At 38.0% G+C, this 19,108-nt stretch carries 18 protein-coding genes; all 18 read right to left on the minus strand.

Annotated elements, in window-relative coordinates; genetic code table 11:
* Window positions 1-12: 12 nt before the first annotated feature.
* The gene (locus OM416_RS19625; RefSeq protein ID WP_264932326.1) at window positions 13-657 is read right to left on the minus strand and encodes a hypothetical protein; all 645 of its coding nucleotides are present in this window, start codon (window positions 655-657) and stop codon (window positions 13-15) included.
* Between the two features lie 50 nt (window positions 658-707).
* On the minus strand, window positions 708-1,181 hold the full coding sequence (locus OM416_RS19630) for a hypothetical protein (RefSeq protein WP_264932329.1): 474 nt from the start codon (window positions 1,179-1,181) through the stop codon (window positions 708-710).
* A gap of 250 nt (window positions 1,182-1,431) precedes the next feature.
* Window positions 1,432-1,977 carry a hypothetical protein gene (locus OM416_RS19635; protein ID WP_264932331.1) on the minus strand — a complete coding sequence of 182 codons (546 nt, stop codon included), beginning with the start codon at window positions 1,975-1,977 and terminating at the stop codon, window positions 1,432-1,434.
* Between the two features lie 699 nt (window positions 1,978-2,676).
* Complete coding sequence (locus OM416_RS19640; protein ID WP_264932333.1) at window positions 2,677-4,026, minus strand: hypothetical protein; 1,350 nt, start codon at window positions 4,024-4,026, stop codon at window positions 2,677-2,679.
* A gap of 96 nt (window positions 4,027-4,122) precedes the next feature.
* Window positions 4,123-4,788 carry a hypothetical protein gene (locus OM416_RS19645; protein ID WP_264932335.1) on the minus strand — a complete coding sequence of 222 codons (666 nt, stop codon included), beginning with the start codon at window positions 4,786-4,788 and terminating at the stop codon, window positions 4,123-4,125.
* Between the two features lie 35 nt (window positions 4,789-4,823).
* Entirely contained in the window at window positions 4,824-5,459 is a 636-nt protein-coding gene (locus tag OM416_RS19650) for a hypothetical protein (protein WP_264932337.1), read from the minus strand.
* A 334-nt stretch (window positions 5,460-5,793) separates the two neighbouring features.
* Window positions 5,794-6,867, minus strand: coding sequence for a hypothetical protein (locus tag OM416_RS19655; RefSeq protein ID WP_264932339.1), 1,074 nt, complete (start codon window positions 6,865-6,867; stop codon window positions 5,794-5,796).
* A gap of 138 nt (window positions 6,868-7,005) precedes the next feature.
* Window positions 7,006-7,254 (minus strand): hypothetical protein, encoded by a 249-nt coding sequence (locus OM416_RS19660; protein WP_264932341.1) that lies wholly within the window; start codon window positions 7,252-7,254, stop codon window positions 7,006-7,008.
* Complete coding sequence (locus OM416_RS19665) at window positions 7,251-7,658, minus strand: hypothetical protein (protein WP_264932343.1); 408 nt, start codon at window positions 7,656-7,658, stop codon at window positions 7,251-7,253. The genes OM416_RS19660 and OM416_RS19665 overlap by 4 nt, the downstream gene beginning before the upstream one ends.
* Before the next feature lie 196 nt (window positions 7,659-7,854).
* Window positions 7,855-8,124 (minus strand): DivIVA domain-containing protein, encoded by a 270-nt coding sequence (locus tag OM416_RS19670; RefSeq protein WP_319951919.1) that lies wholly within the window; start codon window positions 8,122-8,124, stop codon window positions 7,855-7,857.
* A gap of 2,094 nt (window positions 8,125-10,218) precedes the next feature.
* Entirely contained in the window at window positions 10,219-10,653 is a 435-nt protein-coding gene (locus OM416_RS19675) for a hypothetical protein (protein WP_264932345.1), read from the minus strand.
* Between the two features lie 261 nt (window positions 10,654-10,914).
* Window positions 10,915-14,067, minus strand: a complete 3,153-nt coding sequence (locus OM416_RS19680) for an RCC1 domain-containing protein (protein ID WP_264932347.1) — start codon at window positions 14,065-14,067, stop codon at window positions 10,915-10,917.
* Window positions 14,068-14,082: 15 nt separating this feature from the next.
* Complete coding sequence (locus tag OM416_RS19685) at window positions 14,083-14,670, minus strand: hypothetical protein (RefSeq protein WP_264932349.1); 588 nt, start codon at window positions 14,668-14,670, stop codon at window positions 14,083-14,085.
* Window positions 14,671-14,754: 84 nt separating this feature from the next.
* Window positions 14,755-15,858, minus strand: a complete 1,104-nt coding sequence (locus OM416_RS19690) for a hypothetical protein (RefSeq protein ID WP_264932351.1) — start codon at window positions 15,856-15,858, stop codon at window positions 14,755-14,757.
* 206 nt (window positions 15,859-16,064) lie between these two features.
* Window positions 16,065-16,295: a hypothetical protein gene (locus tag OM416_RS19695; protein ID WP_264932353.1), complete on the minus strand. Its 231-nt coding sequence runs from the start codon at window positions 16,293-16,295 to the stop codon at window positions 16,065-16,067.
* Between the two features lies 1 nt (window position 16,296).
* Window positions 16,297-17,289, minus strand: coding sequence for a nucleotide-binding protein (locus OM416_RS19700; RefSeq protein WP_264932355.1), 993 nt, complete (start codon window positions 17,287-17,289; stop codon window positions 16,297-16,299).
* Between the two features lie 52 nt (window positions 17,290-17,341).
* Window positions 17,342-18,040, minus strand: coding sequence for a hypothetical protein (locus OM416_RS19705; RefSeq protein ID WP_264932357.1), 699 nt, complete (start codon window positions 18,038-18,040; stop codon window positions 17,342-17,344).
* Window positions 18,041-18,541: 501 nt separating this feature from the next.
* Window positions 18,542-18,691 carry a hypothetical protein gene (locus tag OM416_RS19710; protein WP_264932359.1) on the minus strand — a complete coding sequence of 50 codons (150 nt, stop codon included), beginning with the start codon at window positions 18,689-18,691 and terminating at the stop codon, window positions 18,542-18,544.
* Window positions 18,692-19,108: the final 417 nt, after the last annotated feature.

Consider the following 19,108-nt stretch of genomic DNA (forward strand, 5'->3'; position numbering starts at 1 on the left):
TTTACGCGGCCTTCAGGTGGTCTTATGCGCTTCAAGAATTTTTTGATCTTGTTGCTCTTCTCCTTCCTGAGCCAAAGCCAATTCGATAATCGTTTCTACGCGTTTTAGCGCATTTTCTGAATCTACCCTGCGTAAAGTGTTGTGTATATCACTTGTTGCCTTGCGGTAGATTTTAGCTGCATTACGGTGGAATTCAGTTTCTTTCTGTGTCTCTTCAAGCACCTTGGCCTGCTTTTTTTCCAACTGTAGCAAACGGGAAATTTGTTCCCCCTGCCGAATACCCATTGATGCTATTTCCTCGTTATGTTCTTTTAGTCGATTTATTGTGTGCTGTCTACCCTTGAGAAATCCTTCTTTCTCTTCAATCTCTTTGCGGAGCCGCATGATTTCTGTGTTGTATTTAGCATCCTTGACCGCTTCGCTTGTGAGAGAGCGGCGTAGAGATTGGTTTTCATCGTGTAGCCGATCCCGTTCAATACTCGCATACTCCAGTGCTACCAACATATCCTCAAACTCGTTATCCGGGTCGATTGTAAGTGGTGTTCCGTTTTCACTTAACCGGACAAACATAACCCGATCCTCTTCAGCCCAAAGCAACTGTTCTCCGTTCGGTAATTCGAACACCTTATATCCGTTCACATCTCGCTTAATACTCATGACTGTTCTTCCTCCCAAATGATCATATCGAGGACTTCCTCGATATGGTCCTAATCTTTATGCTTACCCTGCTGTGGTTCTCTCTTCTTCAGTTTTTCCACCTCGTCCATATCTGTTCCTTCTGGATACAAGGCTGTTAAAGGTACGTATGACATATCGCCACCGTAGCCCTTCCCCCAGTACCCTAGTCCATCATCACTTTTAGTTACGTGTTGATATTTCTTATATTTTGTTCTTTTGGGTACTTTCGTTTTAGAAATTGGAGGTGTTCTAGAGGTTTTTGGATGCAGATCTCTAAACATAATTAAGTAAAATCGTAAAGCTTGAACGAATAGAAATATAAAAAATAGTCCAAGCATTATCTTAAATAGGTGGATTTCTTCGAACTGCTGCAACATACTATAAACTGTATTATGTAGTCTAGGATCGATAGATGTTATAGTTTGTGATTCAGAATATCCTGCTTCACCTTGGAGATGCGTAAAAAAAGGATCTGATGATAATAAATGAGTATATATTTTCACTGAGTACTCCTTTTCAATTAAATCAAAATGATGCGGCTATTTGGACATATTTCAAGAATCAGTTTTGTTTGCAACAACAATATATAATTATCGAGGCCAAGCAGCAACTTTCGGGAGGAATAGTTTATATTGCTCAAAACAAAAAGCAGCATTCCCACATTTTATGTGAATGCTGCTTTCTTTAACTTGAGCTGAAGCCTTGTCTATTCAATGTTTAGAATGTTTCTGAATAAAGTTCTTAGATCTCTCCTTATTCCCACATTGTTTTAATTATATCTAGACATCGATTCGTCATTGGATCATTCTCATGATTTGCATGAAAAAGCTCCAGTATTCTTATAAACTCTCCAACAAAAGTATCAAAGTTCAGTATTTGCATTATATCCTGGATCTCAATGTACATCATGACATCATATCTCGGATTCCATACAGCAAGTCTTGAAATTTGGGTTGTATAACCTGGGGTAAGTTGGCCCAAAATATAATATGTAAGTAGTTGATGCCAAGGGTAACTTTGGAATGAGAGACTTGAGTTAACCTTAATGTCTATTAAGGTCTGATCTATGATGAGGTCAGCATCGGCCCCTCCAACGAGGTAGGATATTTCCGGCCCAAATGTAGGTCGGGATATAAATGTTGTTTCTGCAACGAAAGCTTGAGTGGTATCGTAGGTTATTCTGATCAAAGACTCCATATCTTGAAAGTCATCCTCTTGAATAGAAAGTAAATCATCATTGTTAATGCCTGATCGATAGGCTTGATCTATCTTACCGTTAATGATGCTTTGCTCAGTCATATCGTGGTCCCATGCTTTTAGGCCTCGAACATATAGGCCCTGGTTTAGTATAGTGTCCAGCTGTATGCTAATAGGTAAATCAATGGTCTCATCATAATCAAACGGTTCTACAACTTGTTGTAATGAATAGTTGAGTCGCTGACAATAGAGTTGACAAAAGTCGTCATAGGCGTGTCCGATTAGTGTGGGGTTGTTGCTTAACAAGGGTCCCTTGATTGGAAACTTAGCCAGGTCCGTACAACTGCTATTCTTGAAGCGGATGAGTGGTTTTAGTTTTGGAATGGTACGATAAAGTTCTTTCAATGCCTTATTATTTTTGAGTAAAGATGTAATAGATATGCTTATCTCCCCCTATGTATACTACTGATCCTAAATAGAAATGAAAATGAAATACACAGCCTAATACAGGAATGTATCCGTTTCACTTATTGAATTGATCTGATTCGTTTCATAGCTTGATTTTTACTTGTATAACATCATTGATCCGTGGTATTAATATACTATCCTTGATGTGCGTGCCAAAGGTGAAGAATCTTGAGACTCGAAAGACTGTGGCAAGCCACGGCAATCATGAATTAAATATTGCTATTCAAGCGCAACCCACCGTCTGGCTTCCGACCTTATGAGGTGGGTTTTTACGTATCTGCTTTGTCAAACATCATTATGATACAGATAACCATAATTCGCGTTGAGAGCTAACTATCTCTTTATTGGAGCCCCACAGACAGGACATTTCTTCTTTATTGGTTTAATACGATCCCAGAGGTCCGGATTAATGGGTCTGCTCCTAAGTAACTTTCTTTGCAAGTAAGCATGCCATTCTATAATATCTACTGAACTCGTCTCAGAAAGTGTTACTACGAAGTTTTCATAGTACGGATATGTGATCAATAATTTGGCTACCATACGCTTATACCGTGTATACTTCGTCGTTAGTTCCCCAGGCCCGAACCCATCATCAAAATCATGATAGATTTCTGTCCCTCCATGAACATACTCTGATCTTAAAGTATACATGTCACTCGTTAGTAAAGCCCCGTCTGATTCAGTTAAATCAGGTAATTTAGTTAACCCAGGCATTAAGAAAGACAGCTGAAAACGTTTTGGTGCATTTGCGGGTAAGAGTACTGTCTCTGATGCAATAACCAGGTTCATAACGGGTAAACCTAGTCTTTCAAAGAAATCTGCTCTTTCTTCAGATTCAATAGCCTTTTTGAAAAATTTAAAACCGCTACGAAATTTTGCTCGGAGTTTGTTTGATCTTCTGTTAGTCAAAAAACTCTGATAGAGAGAATCAAATAATTTAAATTTCTTCTTTTCAAGCAGCCAATCCAGATTCAAATCACAGTTAGCATCAATTCTGAATGGGATAATCATATTCTGAAATTCTCTTTTACCAAATAGCATCATGTGATCTGTTTTCTTTCCCCAGAACCGGCGCGTAAATGGATACGGGTATTCTGGATAGATTTGACCCCAATATATGGCATGGAGAAAAGCGATAGAATAAAAAGCCTGATTCTGCACATCCTGATGTACACTTTCAAAGTGATCCTTTACCCGAATTGCAAGAATTGGGTGTTCAAAAAAACCAGGTGACTTACGCATCATGTAATTCATGATTTCTTGAGTCTTCATTTTTGAGATTTTACCGAGTTTTCTTAAGGTATTCGCCTTTTCCTCAAGATTACCAGACAAGAAGAAGAAGCTTTTATACCGGACTGAGGAAGACAGATGGGCATTTCTCAGAGGGATTAGAATCCAGTTATCGATACGATTATTTTCGAGGCATTGAGATAATGAATCCAGCAATACGATTACGTCATCATTATCATATCGCTCCTTCTCTCTAATAGCAGATTCTTGAGCATATCCACATAGGAAGTTCTCTGTCAGCTCTAAAGCGATACGTCCAGCGAAATTGGGATGAGTAGATAAACTATCTATCAGGTTTTTTAGCGGCACGTCGACTAAATAACTCATCTCATTTGAATCTTTTCTTTTACAGGAATATAAAAAAGCTTTTGCAATGTTGTTTAAAGTCGCCATGAATTACCCTCTAGTCGTTAGATTTTATTTTGAAATATTAGCTACACTCATAGCCTGGTTAAGATGGCTGTTAGTGAGATGTGACTGTCCCAGTGTTTAGCTTGGTTTGTCGAGCAAGCATGAAATTTTAAACTCCGTGTTTGGACCTAACAGTTTAAAGTACTTTCTACCGTGAGTTGGGGAGAACCGAACCTCTTCTATCTGTTCCGTCCATTTGGTGCCTGTACGTATTGCTGAGAGCGTTTCAGCTATGAATTCTTCGTTAATTTCCGGATGATCTTTTTCATTCCATTCGTTTGTGCAGCTAACTTCGCTCTCAATTTTGATTCTAGCAGTGACCCCATATAGATTATATAAGACTGCATGGATTTGGTTAATGGCCATTGCAACGGGTCCAAATCGTTTTGTTGAGGTACGAGATGGAGTATGTGAGTGCTTTCTTCGGTCCGTATGTTTGTAAATCGTAATACAAAGCCCTTTATTTACTCCCAGACCCGTAGCCTCAAAACAATGCAAAGTGCCTTTGCCGAGTTTATCGGGTATCTCAAGATGTCCGGACAGCCAATCCTTCTTATGGCTTCCTGTCATATCCTGTAGCACGACACCGGCCAAATGAAGGGTGGAATTCCAATTATGAATTGTAATATTAATGGTCACTTCCAGCCCATGTTGAACAAGAATTTTTTGACGAACTTCGTGTAATGCATTAAGAAGATTGTTCGGTGTTGATTTCATTGTGTGTTTATTAAGTTCGCTAGCCATATTCGGGTAAGTCCTCTCCTTGTAACGACCTAAAATCATCTAAATAAAAGCCTGCTGAAAAATGATTTATTCGTGTCTTCTTTGGTTGGTGGGTATTTTTTGTGGAATGAATAGCTATAGTCTTTATGTATGACATCAGTAAGTGCGCTTTTGCTATCAGTAGTCAGCAACATTTCACTTAATTTTTCAGGTACGACCTCGTTGTGCTTCAGATACTCCTTATTACGTTGAACAGCATCACTCAATTTCATTTTAACCCAGGTGAATCTGTCGGTAGTAGATTGCTCATCAAACCTGTACATTACATGATCAAACGGATTCTCTGCCATTCGGTAATATTTTATAAAGGGTTGATTCTTCTCATTCACTGCACGGACATAAACAGGCTGATCTACTGGCATGTAGCCGATATTAAGGTCATGTCCCTCCCTCATACCCATAATCCCTTTCGGACCAAATGCTTTAGTGTCAAATAGATAGAAATGGCAATAACAAGCTTCTATAGTGGAGGATTTTGATGTCAAAAGCGGGTCGGAATCAATTTGAATTTCTACTGGTTCACTGTAGTTGACAACACCGTGATATATGTATTCTGAAAGTATAAACTCTCTTAGCTGAAATTGCTCGTTTGCGTATCTCACGATTCGTATATATTTATCTGTTTGCGTCAAATGATTTACTCCTTAATATGATTATTTGTTTCGATCCACACGATGAATTTTACCATAAATATGAATAGGCAAGTGCTTCAAGATGCTAATTATTAAGAAAGACTGAACACTAAATAAGAAGTAAATGGCCACATACTCTCAAAGAGATTCTGTGGCCATCTTTAGCTTCTACTGAATAGAAATCTGATTCAATTGAATAATCTTCTAACCCATTTACCCACACTGCTTCCAGATATGAGTCTTCATCTTCTGTAAAGGTGAAATTCGAGAGGTCCTTGATAATAACTGCTGATTAAGTACAACCGGCTATAGTTTGTTCGCAATGATATCGTAATTATTGTTTTATGATTTCGAATTGATGTGGATTGTACAGATCTTCAGTATCAAAGTCTGTCTCAATCATAACCTTTAAATCACTAAAGTCCCTAAAGTCCTTCTGAATAATATGTTTAAAAATAAACTGTTCTACAAACAAGATAGTGTAGTTCATTCTGCTTACGATAAAAGATACATCGTTAGCAACAGTTTCGAATAACACAATTTTCGTTTTGATTTCCTCACCCTGAATAAACTTAACACCGAATTCCCGATATTGATAAGGAAGATTCTTTTCAATTGAAAATATAACTATCACCTGATCGTTGAAGATGTTGTATCTCAATTTCTTATCTACTATATATTCGAAATAACTCGGAGGAATAATTTTGAAGTCCCCATGATGAACCTCTGGGACTGAGGCTGGTGGTTGCTGAACCTTCCAACCACTTGGAACAGTAAAACCAAAAATTTCAATGTCTGTACGAATCGAAATATCAAGGCTGCTAAAGCTTTTTCCATGAGGGTCGATGGCGTGAAGAATATCCGAAACTACAGCAATGGCTACATTAAGTGTTCTTTTTCTACGTTCATTTGACATATCACTCATTAGACAGCCATCACCAGATGATTTTAAGATATGAATACGCTCCTCACCGGTTTCTAAAAGCAATTTAACTCCATAACTTACTCCAGGTATTTCAGCTTCATCACCAGGCTCCATTTTCTCAAAACCAGCAAATATTTCGATCTTAGTAGATTCTTTGATATACCTTTGTAGTTCCGGATAAAATGAAGACAACATGGTCGCACCATGCGACAACGCCTGTTCATCTATTCCATACTCAATATCATTGATGATTGATTCGATCTCATTTTGAAGATTGAATAGAGGAACTTCCTTGTTGGCATGTTTTACAGCATTTACATCGGATCTGCAGCGAATAAGCTCATTTTTTATAAATGTTACTATCTGTTTAGATAATAGATTTCTACTCTCCGCCAACTGCTTTATTTCAACAAGTCGAACATGTAAATTCTCTAGAAGGGTTTTGTGTACTGCACTTTGATTCTTACGGTTGTTTTTGAACATTTGATGTTTTCCTCCTCAAAATATGAAAAAGCACACAGCTTCCCTTCGGGGGATGCTGGTGCTTCCAGAGTTTACTTTATTTATTATTTTAATAAGATTAAGTTTGAATCATCTGGAAAGGAAGCGCGTTATACCTCCCTAATCCGAGTGTGGCCCCATATGACCTACCCCCACCCGTCTCACTTCCGTAATCACATAAGTGACATCGTCCGGCTTAACCTGTTCTATCTTCTCGATATACTTCATTCTATCGGGAACATGTCCTTTGACGGAGATATATAAGACGTTTTTATAGGGGTAGTCGGTGTTGATCAGCACTTCCAACTCATCCAATGAAAAGTTACTGGAGGCTATGAGGAATAGCCTTTTAGTAATTGATTCACTCACTCCGGTTCCTCCCTCTTCTTGTTTCCGTAGATCTTACGTATTACATCTAATTGTTCTTCTTTTTTATCTAGCACTCTATCCTTAATCAGATCATAAAACTGAGTTATTTCTTCCGTAGATTTGGAATGAATCTCTATTAAGCCCTCAATTTCACTACTGTGTAGATAGTGGCTTGATTGTTCATACAAATCCTGTGGAGGACGTTCTAATTGAATCTGACCGGTATGAAGTGCCCATAAATAGAAATCAAGTTTACTATAAAACTCAAGAGCTTGATCACACTGTTGCAGCTTGCTTCTAAGGGCACTTTTATAAGCATTGTTTATTTTGATTCCTCCGATGATCCCCACGAGAATGACAATCGCACAGAAGAACAAATGATTAATAGTATCCTCATCCATCAAATTTTACTGCACCTTTCAGGAAGCAAGAATGTCGGAGACTTTTCATGAATATGAAGCTGTCTCAGATCCACAGCATACTTTCGTGGTTTGGTAACGGATTGAATTAATGCTTCTTGTATACGCACTGATATAGGTCGTTCACTGTACATTATTTGACTCCTTTCAACGATTTGTTAGAATATTCCCAACTCATATGCTATCCCTTACTTCTGCCCCACTGAGCAATCTCCAACTCTCTGACTCGGTCGATAAGATTATTCTCCTGCAGTTGTTGCGCTATTCTCAACTCTTCATTTTCTCTTTTCAGTTGTTTAATAGTCTTATCGAAGAATTCGTAATCTTTAATGACCGTATCAATAAACTCATTAACTTGGTCTCGGTCACAACCCAAGACTCTAGTAGAGAATTCTTTGTTGTGGACATCTAAAGCATTCAAATTCGGTTTAGTTTGTATGATCTGATACAAGGCTATCTTCCTCCATTTCTCAAGATTGAATGTGATCAATCTGCCCACTAGATATCTTAGTCAATACTGTAACAGATACTTAAATAATCGAGTAATGAAACAAATTAATTTTTTTATGAATGCAAATAAAGAGTATTTGGCGCTTCTGACATCCGATTCATCTTAATGAGTTGGGTTCGAAGGATTTTTATCATTATCAATCGTTAGGCCTTTCGATGGCTTAAACTTTGTACCAAGGTAAATAGTCGAGAGTATTACTATTATTCCAATGAAAGCGATCAAAAGGTTATGTTCATATTGAAATGCAATAAGGATAACAGTAATATTTCCTAATGAGAGGGCTGATTGTTCCAGCTCGGGCAGCAAAAGCTTCAACCGGCCTTTTCAAAAGGATACCTAGAGCGATTATCAAACTAATACCGATCCATCCAGTGATTGATTCATTCTGGGGGAGTCGAAGTAAGTCTATTAAGACCACAGCAAAAATCATGTATATAAGATAATATTTATTAGAAGAAGATTTACTCAGAGCCATCCCTCCATTAAATTGATCGTGCATTGCAGCAACTAGTTTCTCGAAAGAGAGTCACGTCCCTTCTATTTGAGAGCATGAGTTGAAAACCCCCTTACGCTGAATTTTTGTGCAAGTTTGTCTATCTAATCGGGTTTTGTATATAGAATTTGAGGTGCTATTCTGAAAAAATCTGCTGTTTTACTTTGCGATTCTATACTCGGTATAAAATTAGGAGTATGTAAGTATTTTCGGACAGTACCTGGATGCAAATTAATCCAGTGTGCATAATCAGTTGTCGAAATATTGTATAGTATAAGTAGGCCATGAAGTATTTCATTTGTAACCTTACTCCTTGCTGTGACTCCTTTGTGGTATTTTGATGCTTGAGGTATACAAATGATAGGGTGGCTATATTTAATTTCTTTGTTAAACAGAACATGATCAGGATAACCCAGAACAGAGCAGACTTGACGTCTTCGCTTCAAACTAGGAATTACTCCATCAATTACCCAATAATTTATACTTCTGCTGCTGACACCGATTAAATCGGCCAATTCACTAAATTTGATGTTCTTAGATAGTAATAACGCGTATAAGATTCTGTTTCGTACTTGCTTGTTTGTTTTTCTGAATCTCGTCACTGTAACTCCTTTGCGGAGATAATGCTCAATGTTGTAGGCCATGTGTTTACTCAAATACTCATTCATAGTTAATCCGATTTGCTCCCATCCGTTTAATTAGGTCTCATATAATTCTACTAGTTACTCTACTCAAATTCATTTATACAGAGATTTATTTTAGTTTACCTCCGCATAGAATATACTATTTCAAGGAAATCGAGTAATGGCACTAAAAAAGCCGCAGAGCGGCTTAAGGTGAAGTTACTATTTATGTATCTAAACAGGGACCTTAAAAGTGAGAAGTTACTCCTCATTACCACTAAATACATAGATCAAGAAAATGAGAAATGTTGCTGGCGTCAGATATAAATAAAACCAGAAAATGATCCCGAAAATCATGGTTCCTAAGGGTATGATAATTCTCATGATCGCAAATAATCGATGCGAAGTGTTCTTGTTTGTTCCTAGTTTCAAATCGAAAATGTAATGACGTTTTGCTAGGATTAGACTAGCGAATACAATTAAAACTTGTAAAGCCATGACTCCAGTACTAGGGCCAAACTCGCTCCATGTATGTGGGAACTGGGTGTATACATGTTTAGCTGTTATAGTAAGTAAAATAGATGCTATTGATAATATAATCATGTTCGTGCTCAATTTCTTCTGTTTAATAATGTGCGTTTTATTCAAAAGTTTCTGTGAGTTTTTCACCTATTGTTCACCCCCTCTCTGCCTACTCGGTAATACGTTTGTACTTGGTTATCGTTTCTCTTGATAAAAACAAAATCACAACACTATGGTACTGTGATTTTGATCAAGTAATTTAGTTTACTTCCAGAAAACAACCGCACCCTCCTATGTCAAATAGATCCATCTGCATGTTGTTTTCAACATCATAATGAAGATCTCTTATTGGATAAGGTGCTCCATTCTTCTTCATAAAACTGTACTGTTGTATCTTCATGTATTCACAAACTGCGCTCGCCGCAGGATGAACGTATGTTTTTGGTTTAGGTGCACGATCATAAAAATAATCGCGGTATGCATCATCAAGTTCTTGAAGCATGATAACTTGAACATTAGAATTTTGCTACAATCCCCGATCATGTTATTAAATACTAATTTCTTCTCAAATTGCAGCATCATTGGGTTCAGTCCGGATGAATGTGTCAGCAAGGGTAACTCCAACTTATCTGAGACTTCATTATTAAAACGGTATAGGTCTTCTGATTCCCAAAGTGTGTCGGTAAAATAGAGAAGAATGTTGTCATTCGGATGCTTTTTTTTGACCCAGGCAGCAACAGCAAAACTTGCTGTACCTCCACTGAAAAAAATGATGTGGTTTTTAATCTGGTTATTATGTAGTTTCATAGATTTTACTTCTTTAGTATTCATTCTGATGTGTTCCTCCTAATGTATTTGTTTTTAGACTCAAAAAAGCACATTACAGGTTAATCACAATGGTAAAGTTTCACCAAAAGTGGATTAAATATTGTAACGTGCTTGATATGACTCGTTTGCGCATGCATGAGCCTGAATTCTATTCGTTTAATATAGTCATGCTATCATTTTATGAATGAGCCGGCAAATTAGGTATGCTTATAAAAAAGAACAGACCTCTGAAGGCTCTGAAGGTCTGTTCTTTTTTTGATCAACTTAAATACCAGATGTCAATGTGAACGTAAATGTCGATTTGTACACCCCTGCCATCAATCCAGTATCTTGACCAGGTGCATACTTACTGCCGTCTGAAGACTTAACGACTTTAACACGGTCAGGTACACTCATTGTAAAATTCAATGGAATTTGATAATACCCCATTCCCTCGAATGGATTGGCCAGAGCAAGTACTTGTGCTTCCGTGGAGAATACCTTTTTACCTACATTAGATAATTGGTTTTCTGGTCCAGCAAGGGTTTTAGAAGATCCAACATTCACACTAAACGAATTAGTTGGGATGCTTACGACGAGCCCTTTTTCTTGTGTACTGCTATCGTACATCGGTTCGGAAACGAAATCGGTAATCTGTAACGAATATTGCCAACCCCCTGCACGACCGGTACTGTCATCAATAAATGCGTTAGAGACAGAGTTAATCTGTTGGTAAGGATTTGTAGAGTCAATCACGATGGTAGAAAGATCGATCCCTTCAAAGCGGGAACTTAAACCTCCTGATTGAACTGTAAAATCAACCTCTTCATCGCTGATTGGTGTAGCGGGACTCGGATCAACAGGTGGTGTTGTTCCCCCGTCACCAGGATTAGGATTTGTATTAGAAATATCCACCGTATAAGGACCACCATTGAAAATTGGTGTGTTACTATTGCGGTCGCGTACTTCTAAGTACAGATCCTGTTTACCATCTGGCAAGGTAACTGCCCCAGTGTACTCAATCCATTGGCTAGAAGCATCCTTATAGTATAATGTAAGTTCAGATAAACCTACTCCCAAATCGATAGTTACCTGGTCCCCAAGAACATTAACTTTTGGTTCTACTTGGGTCGTAGTATAATCTGTGATCTCACTCTCGGCACCATCGGTTTTGATGACTTTTGCTTTTATTTGGTGAACTTCATTGGAAAGTTTCAATGGGGCAGTATAAACTTCCCACGCTCCGTTATCGATTGAATACTGCGCTGTTGCACCCGTAGTGTCGTATTCAAGTTCAACAGCAATTTTGTAATTTTTCGTAAGCCCCAGTTCTTTTACTACTGGTTTTTTTACTTCAATAGGTACGGATGGTTCAGATATTGTGATCTGCACTGAACGATTAACAAGTTCCACGTTCAGATCATTTAATAGGCGTGCCTGTATCGTGTAAGTACCAGGCTGCAGTAAGAGATTGTTAGCAGGATTGTGTTCTTGCCAATTAGCGTCTCCAACTTTAACTTGTAGTTTTGTATTTTTATTTGTGGTGCCTGATTCAATTTTTATCTCACCGTTACCCAAATCGGTTATCGTAGGTGAACCAGGTGAGATTACAATTGGGTCGCTTGTTATAGTCAAGGTTCCGATCTCGGAGATATTTCCCTTACTATCAGAAGAACGCGCTTCAATGGAGACGTTCCCAGATTGTGTGACTAGAAATTCTCCTGTGTAGTTGGTCCAACCTTGTCCGTTAATTTGAACCTGTTTTGTGGTGATATCTTCGTAAGTTCCATAATTCACTGAAATGATGGACTGATTAAATTTGTCTTTCGAAGATACGGACAAGACAGGTTTTTCTGGTGCAGTCACAGGTGCCACGTAATCAGCAGGGGCTAGATTTGAAACCCCAGGTACTTTTGTAGTAGTAGACAAATCTACGAGCTCACCCTTCTCCGATATACCAAGAACAAGTCTTCGTCCATCACCGTATTGAGGTACTGAAACCAGGCCAAGATACTTGTCGGTTGAGGTTTTAAATGTACTGTCTGAATACCATGAAATCACTGTATTGTCTTTTTTCAAAGCGTAATGGGTCCATCCATTAGTATCAAACTGTTTAATGTCTTTTACTTCGTTAGCAGGTCCCGTCACTCGGATAAAGGAGTCTAAACTGCCTCCATTGACACCTGTTCCATTGGATCTACCTCTTGCATACATGTTTCCATTTGCTTTTAAGGCGAGGACATCACCATAAATGGAGACTGCGGATGATGTTACTCCGGTATTATAAAGCACTCTGTCAGAGACGTGTCCTAGTGCTCCATTGATATAACCAAACATTTTCTGGGGGCTTCCCCAGTAATATAAATTAGTTTTGTCTAAGATGGTGTAACCTGAACTAATTGTGTTAGCATGACCACCACCATACTGTTGCGTGGTCACTTTTTTTATTGTGCGATAATCATAATCAGAAGGCAGCTCTAACAATGTTGTCTTATCTGTTTCGTCAGGAATCGCAATGTGGTCATTGAAGTCAATCAAGTTACTAAGAGAATACTGTTTACCACTTATAGTGAAAACTCTTCTGGCAGAATTGTAATAGTATGAACTAGGATAGTCATTAGTACCATTGTAAACCCATGAGTACTTGATACCATCTACATACGTCATATCAAAATCAGAAGCAGTATTAAACTCTGGGAAGATAGTTAATTTAATCGGTACAGCTTTAGTGAGTGAATTCAAACCAAAAGCCTGACCCACCAAGTAGGCTGAGTCATCCGTGACTAGCAGCACCGCTTTTCTAGAAAGATAATAAATCTTTTTCACACCTTCAAGGGGATCGCCGGTTTCAGGATCTACGACCTCAGTAGGCACGGTTTTTGATTGCTTATAACCTATTCCAAGTTGTCCCCCTGTACCATACCCCATTGCCCAAACATTCTCGTTTTGGTCAAGAATAAAGGTGCCAGCGTACGCATTATAGGGATGATCATACACATTGGTGACGAAATCTTTAGCTTGAGACAGCAGTTTATTAAAGGTTGGATTAGCTTGACCTTGCTTATAATAAAAATCACCCAAGTTATCAATATAAGCATAGATGTGTTTGTCCACAGACGAACCTGTAACATACCTTTCAAACTTTTTATAGTTTCCAGTAAATACTTCTGGTGTCTTCGGATCATTAAAAACGATAGCATTTCCGTTATCTAGGATAATGTTGGTTCCCAAATAGGTATTCATCTGACCACGGTTGTAGAATCCATCATCATATGATTCTATGGATCTGATTTTTACAAACTCAGCTGCTTGTGCCTTTTGCGAATTGTCTGCGAAGGAGACTGAACCCAGAATCAGGGCTACAACAAGCGTTAATATTACACTCCGCTTCCATCCAATACTGAACTTCTTTTTCTTCTTTTTCTCATTCTTTTCCAAGAGATTTACCCCTCCTTAAATTCCTGAAGTTGCTGTGTAAGTGAATTTAGCTTTATAAGTACCTGCCATTACCCCAATTTCTTTTCCATCAGCAGATTGAATCTTTTGTGGCAGATTCAGAACGTAATCAACTTGAAAGTCATAAGCACCTTGACCAAATCCAGGATCTACCTTAAACATGGTTCTTGGTGTGTCCGATAGCACTTCATTGTTAGCCAAAACACCATTAGTAGTAAAATTAACTGGAACACCCGTGATGGTATCTTTTAACGAAGTGGTGAATCGGATAGATGAAGCCGGTATTCTGAACTTCTGTGATTGTCCATTAATAATAACTTCCGTTTCAAAATCGGTTGCTGAAACGCTATATCCGTATCCAGCTCCATTTCCTCGATTATCAATGACGTGAGTGAGACTCGAAGCAAAGGATTTTTGTTGATCTCTTACTTTCAAGGTTACGTCCGAAAACTGGAGCCTGGTCTGAGTGACCTGAAGCGAACCACCAGATACTTGAACTTCTTTTTCTACCTCTTCAGCTGAAGCAGACACAGCTGGCAGTGCCATAAGTAGAGCTAAAGCGGCCGAAACTAACATTTTTTTCATTGTTTCTATTACCTCCCAATTTTTGTTTTTAGATTCTTAGACATGTTCTACACGCTCATCACCCCCTTTACCTTGTAGAAACTACTAGACATGCTGTGGAGGAGTGGGACTAGGTTTCTGTTTATCTTTTTCTTGTCTTCGTTTCCATAACAGAATGATGAGGAATAACAATAATCCAAGAATTAGAAGGACAACAAAGATAAACAGATACATCACCCACATATGTGCTTTCAGCCAATCTCCAAATGAATTGTTGATCTGCAGAGAACCGGCTAGTTGTCGATTTTCTAAAGACTGCTGATTCTCCTCTTCTGTTACTGTGAAATCAAAGGTTCTACTGATTGTTTGTCCTGCAAATGTTGCTTCGTAGTACGCGGTGTACTGTCCTGGCCAAAGAATACTATCATTTAATGAATAGACCATTTTTGCAGTAGTTTTGCTGTATATTGAATCCGCGTTATATCCTTCGCTGAAAACAACACTATCTTTAGAGTTTTTGACAATAATTCGACCAACAGGCCTCTCCAAAATGGTTCCCTTATTAGAAAGCTGAATGGTAATTTGCGAAGAACCATCCGATATGTACTCATGTTTAAAGGTGTCAATAGACATTTCGTGATAAGAATTTTCTTTCTGGTATTCCATGATCATTTGTACTCCACGGCGATTATCAATATCGGCAGCAAGTTTAGCTTCCTTGGCATCAGCAGTAACGCTTTGACTTTCTGCTAAGGTAGACTCTTCCACGGCTGCTACAGCGATGTACTGTCCTGGTTCTAAATCCTTTGGGACGTTCACTACGAAACTAAACTGTTTCTTTTCTTTGGGCTTAAGCTTGAATTCCTGTACGCCTTGTGGAGACATCCAAGTTCCCATTGCTGCTGGCTTTTTATTACTGAGCGAGAATCCTTTGCCTCCATTTTCATCTGGAAGGACATCTGCTGGATAACTCTTTAAAGTTATGGTTTTCTTAGATATGTTGGTAGCATAGAAGGTATATTCTCTTTGTGCACCTGGTGTAATCTGGTCTACATAGTGTCCAATGGTTTGTTCTGCACTCTTGATTGGGGACAAAATGAAATTGGTTTCTGGTGTCAAAGATAGTGCATAGGAATAACTAGAAAATAGTGAAGTAATGAAAAGTACTAAAGACATCATTGCAATGGATCGAATGAATAATTTTTTCACGGTAGCATATATCCCTTCTAATTTTGAATGTAGTGTTGAAACAAAAAAAGCACCTCAAATCACACGATTATCGCGTAATTTGAGGTGCTTCCTCTTTGTGGACAGTCTTCAATTAAACTTATTATACGAGCATTCGAAGAATGTGTCTATTTATATGCACGACAAAAAGAACCAGGTTACATCAGAGTAACCTGGTTCTTTACAGTTTATTTTACAAAGAACGGTTTTTGCTCATTTACCGGGGCACTAAACACTTTTATAAAGGTTTGATCTGTATCACCCGTGGATGGTCCAGAGTATAGCGTACGTCCCTTAGAAAGAGTAGCCATTTCTTTATAAGAAACTCTCTGTATTTTTTTACGACTAGATTGACTAAGTTTTCCGACGTTCCGACCCTTGCTGAATACGGCTACCGTTTGTTTGGTCTTTTTCTTCATATTACTCTCCTCCAATCATGTGTCGGATTGTATTTAGTAACAAGTTATTGTTCTCTACAATTTCAATGAAGTTATGGTCAATTAAGTTCTCTCTCCCTGAGATATGGACAGAGAGAACATGTTCTTTGCCTAAAGGATAACATAGAACTGATACAGCAGCAATTCCTGGAGTATTAAAAAATGTGTATGTCTTTGTTTTTAAACACTCCAGAACCATGATGGATTTTTCTCCATCGCTCTTGTTATCATTATCATTTAAATGATACTCCCGATTTCGGCCAACATTTCCTCCAACTTGTCTCATGTACTCATCCGACTTCTTCCATACGGCTGCTCCCGTTACTTTGAACCCTTCAGGAGGGAGAAATGAGTTGCGTATCGCATCTGCATAAGCATTATATGTATCATGCTCACTGAGTAAATTTACCCCTTTGAAATAATCCCAAAAAAACTGCAGTACACTATGGTTCCTTTGCTCTTCTTGCTCAGGGTCTTTAAAAAGACTTTCTTTTTTGATGGCATAGATGATATCGGAACATGCGGTTTGAACAGCTGCATCAAAGTTTTCATCAGACCGACCTGCGTCATAAGAAGGCAAAGTCAATCCGGATAAATCAGACATGATGTGAAACTCTGCATTTGGAAGTAGTTCTGATTTTGTCTTGAGGTTTTTAGGCACTATTCCAAATACTCTATTGCGCCCTAATCGTCCCCAGAATAGTCCCATTTCAAATAAAGTATTATCGCGAGTGATAAATACAGGCTTATCTCGCATTAAGGCTACATCATCTGCAGCGAAAACAAATACACCAAAATCATTTGATTTTAAGTTACGATCAAGAGCTTCCATGGTGTAATCGTTCACTTTAAAAACACCTGAATACCAAGCGCTTACTTCAGTGTCGGCATGTTCAAGTGCCTTTGCAACGGCATTAGCGTATGGAATTGCTTCTCTAGAACTCCCAATAAAAACACGGGGTTTTCTGTTGTTCATATATTTACATGTCTCCTTTATGATTACATTGGATTATTGTGATGAGGAAAGTCTACTTTTGATTTTTAGCACTCCATTTGGTAAGTTCATTTTTCATAACGTCTGTCTTGAAATCGGTGGAAGGTAGTGTTTCTTTGACTTCGTCATCTGGGTGAGTTTGTTTTCTAACCCAGTACTTATTTGTCATAAGCCAAGCTTCTCCTTGATCCGTTTCGATCAGACCTGGACTATAATCAACGACAACAATCTGGTTGCAGTGAACGCACCCACTCCGAGTACTCCTTCTGAAATTGTATAATGTATATTCTTCGCCACATTTACATTCCACTTTAAAAAGAGTCTCTTTTTTATGAAATATCTTCCCATTAGAAGTGTCTGTAGTTTCTTCGGTGATTGTAGGTCCGGTTTTTAAAGGGGGAGTCTCGTTCAGAACTGAAGATTCAGGAATGTTTTCTTTCGAGGTGGAGGGTAACACTCTCTCCTGTTTCACAATAGGTTTCCCGCTTTCCCAGGTGATATCTGCAACACTGGTACGTCTCATTGATTTCAAATCAGGAGAAACCCCTGCAATAGTCCAATCAATTATCTTAGAGGGATTAACTCCTCTGATTTGGTCACTAAGATGAACTATGAATGGTTTATGGTTCTCGAAACACTCAAACCACTCTTGGATTTGTGAAACGGTTAGAGGAATCGTTAAAGTTCTTCCCAGATCATCGGTATACCTCAAAACTGCTAATTCAGATGCCAATTCAATCGCCTCGCTTTATAATTTCAAATTCAACTTCCTTAAAAAGTTGCTTATTAGATCTTCGCTCTTTTTCCAATAACTAAAAACGATCAATAGAAATAGTGCTGATAACGTAGTTCCTATGAATATCAATATGTAGATATTGTTGAATATACTTAGTACGATTGTCCACATGCCGGCAAACGACAAGAGTACAACTCCAGCTAAAAGCAATTTTCGAAAAAAATGCGTTATCAAGGGTTGTTTAAGCTTATCTTTTGAGAATGAATGAAAACTAAATCCGATGATAATAATTAATGCAATCAGTGTTAAAGCAGGAACTGGCCAATACAAAAGTAACACTCCTTCTGGTTGAATTTATACAAATATCTTCTCTCTTGTTTTTCATAATATTACTGCTCATATCACTACACTGAAGTATATCACAAAGATAAATAATGGTTATTCTACTGGAAATGAAAAAGAGTGTGAGCCCTAATAATTCTGTGGCTCACACTCTTTTTATCTTGAATAATTTTCAATCATCTGAGACATAAGTTGAGTGTTAAATTCAGTTGCCCATTGGCAATATAAGATACCGAGGTAACCAACAGTTGCTAGAATTGATACCTTTAAAATATAACCCAACACAATTTCACTTTTTTCACGCATAATAAATTCCTCCATTTTGAATAGTAATTTTCTAATGTTAGCGATAAAAAAAATACACTTTTAGTTTGTAGTAATCCCTGAATTAAAAACATCTACAGGAAACACAACGAACAAAAGTGTATTTTAGAAAATGAACAGGCATGTGAGTCACATGACGATGCCTAAAGAGAGAATAAAGTTTGTATGATGGTATTATAATTGAAAACTCTCTGTAAAATCAACTAATGATTTACGTCATGTTTTCTTTGCTCTCTCGTATCCAGAAATTCATTGAATCCAGTTTTGAGGTGTGGGTAAAATGAAAGCTTGAGATCTTCGATGATACTATTTACGTATTGCCAATTGATTCTTTGAAAAAGAAGGCTCACAAACAATACAAAAAACAAGGTGAAACCAATTTTCGTCTCTAAGGTCATT

This window comes from Paenibacillus sp. LS1, from assembly GCF_026013365.1.
Lineage (GTDB): Bacteria > Bacillota > Bacilli > Paenibacillales > Paenibacillaceae > Paenibacillus.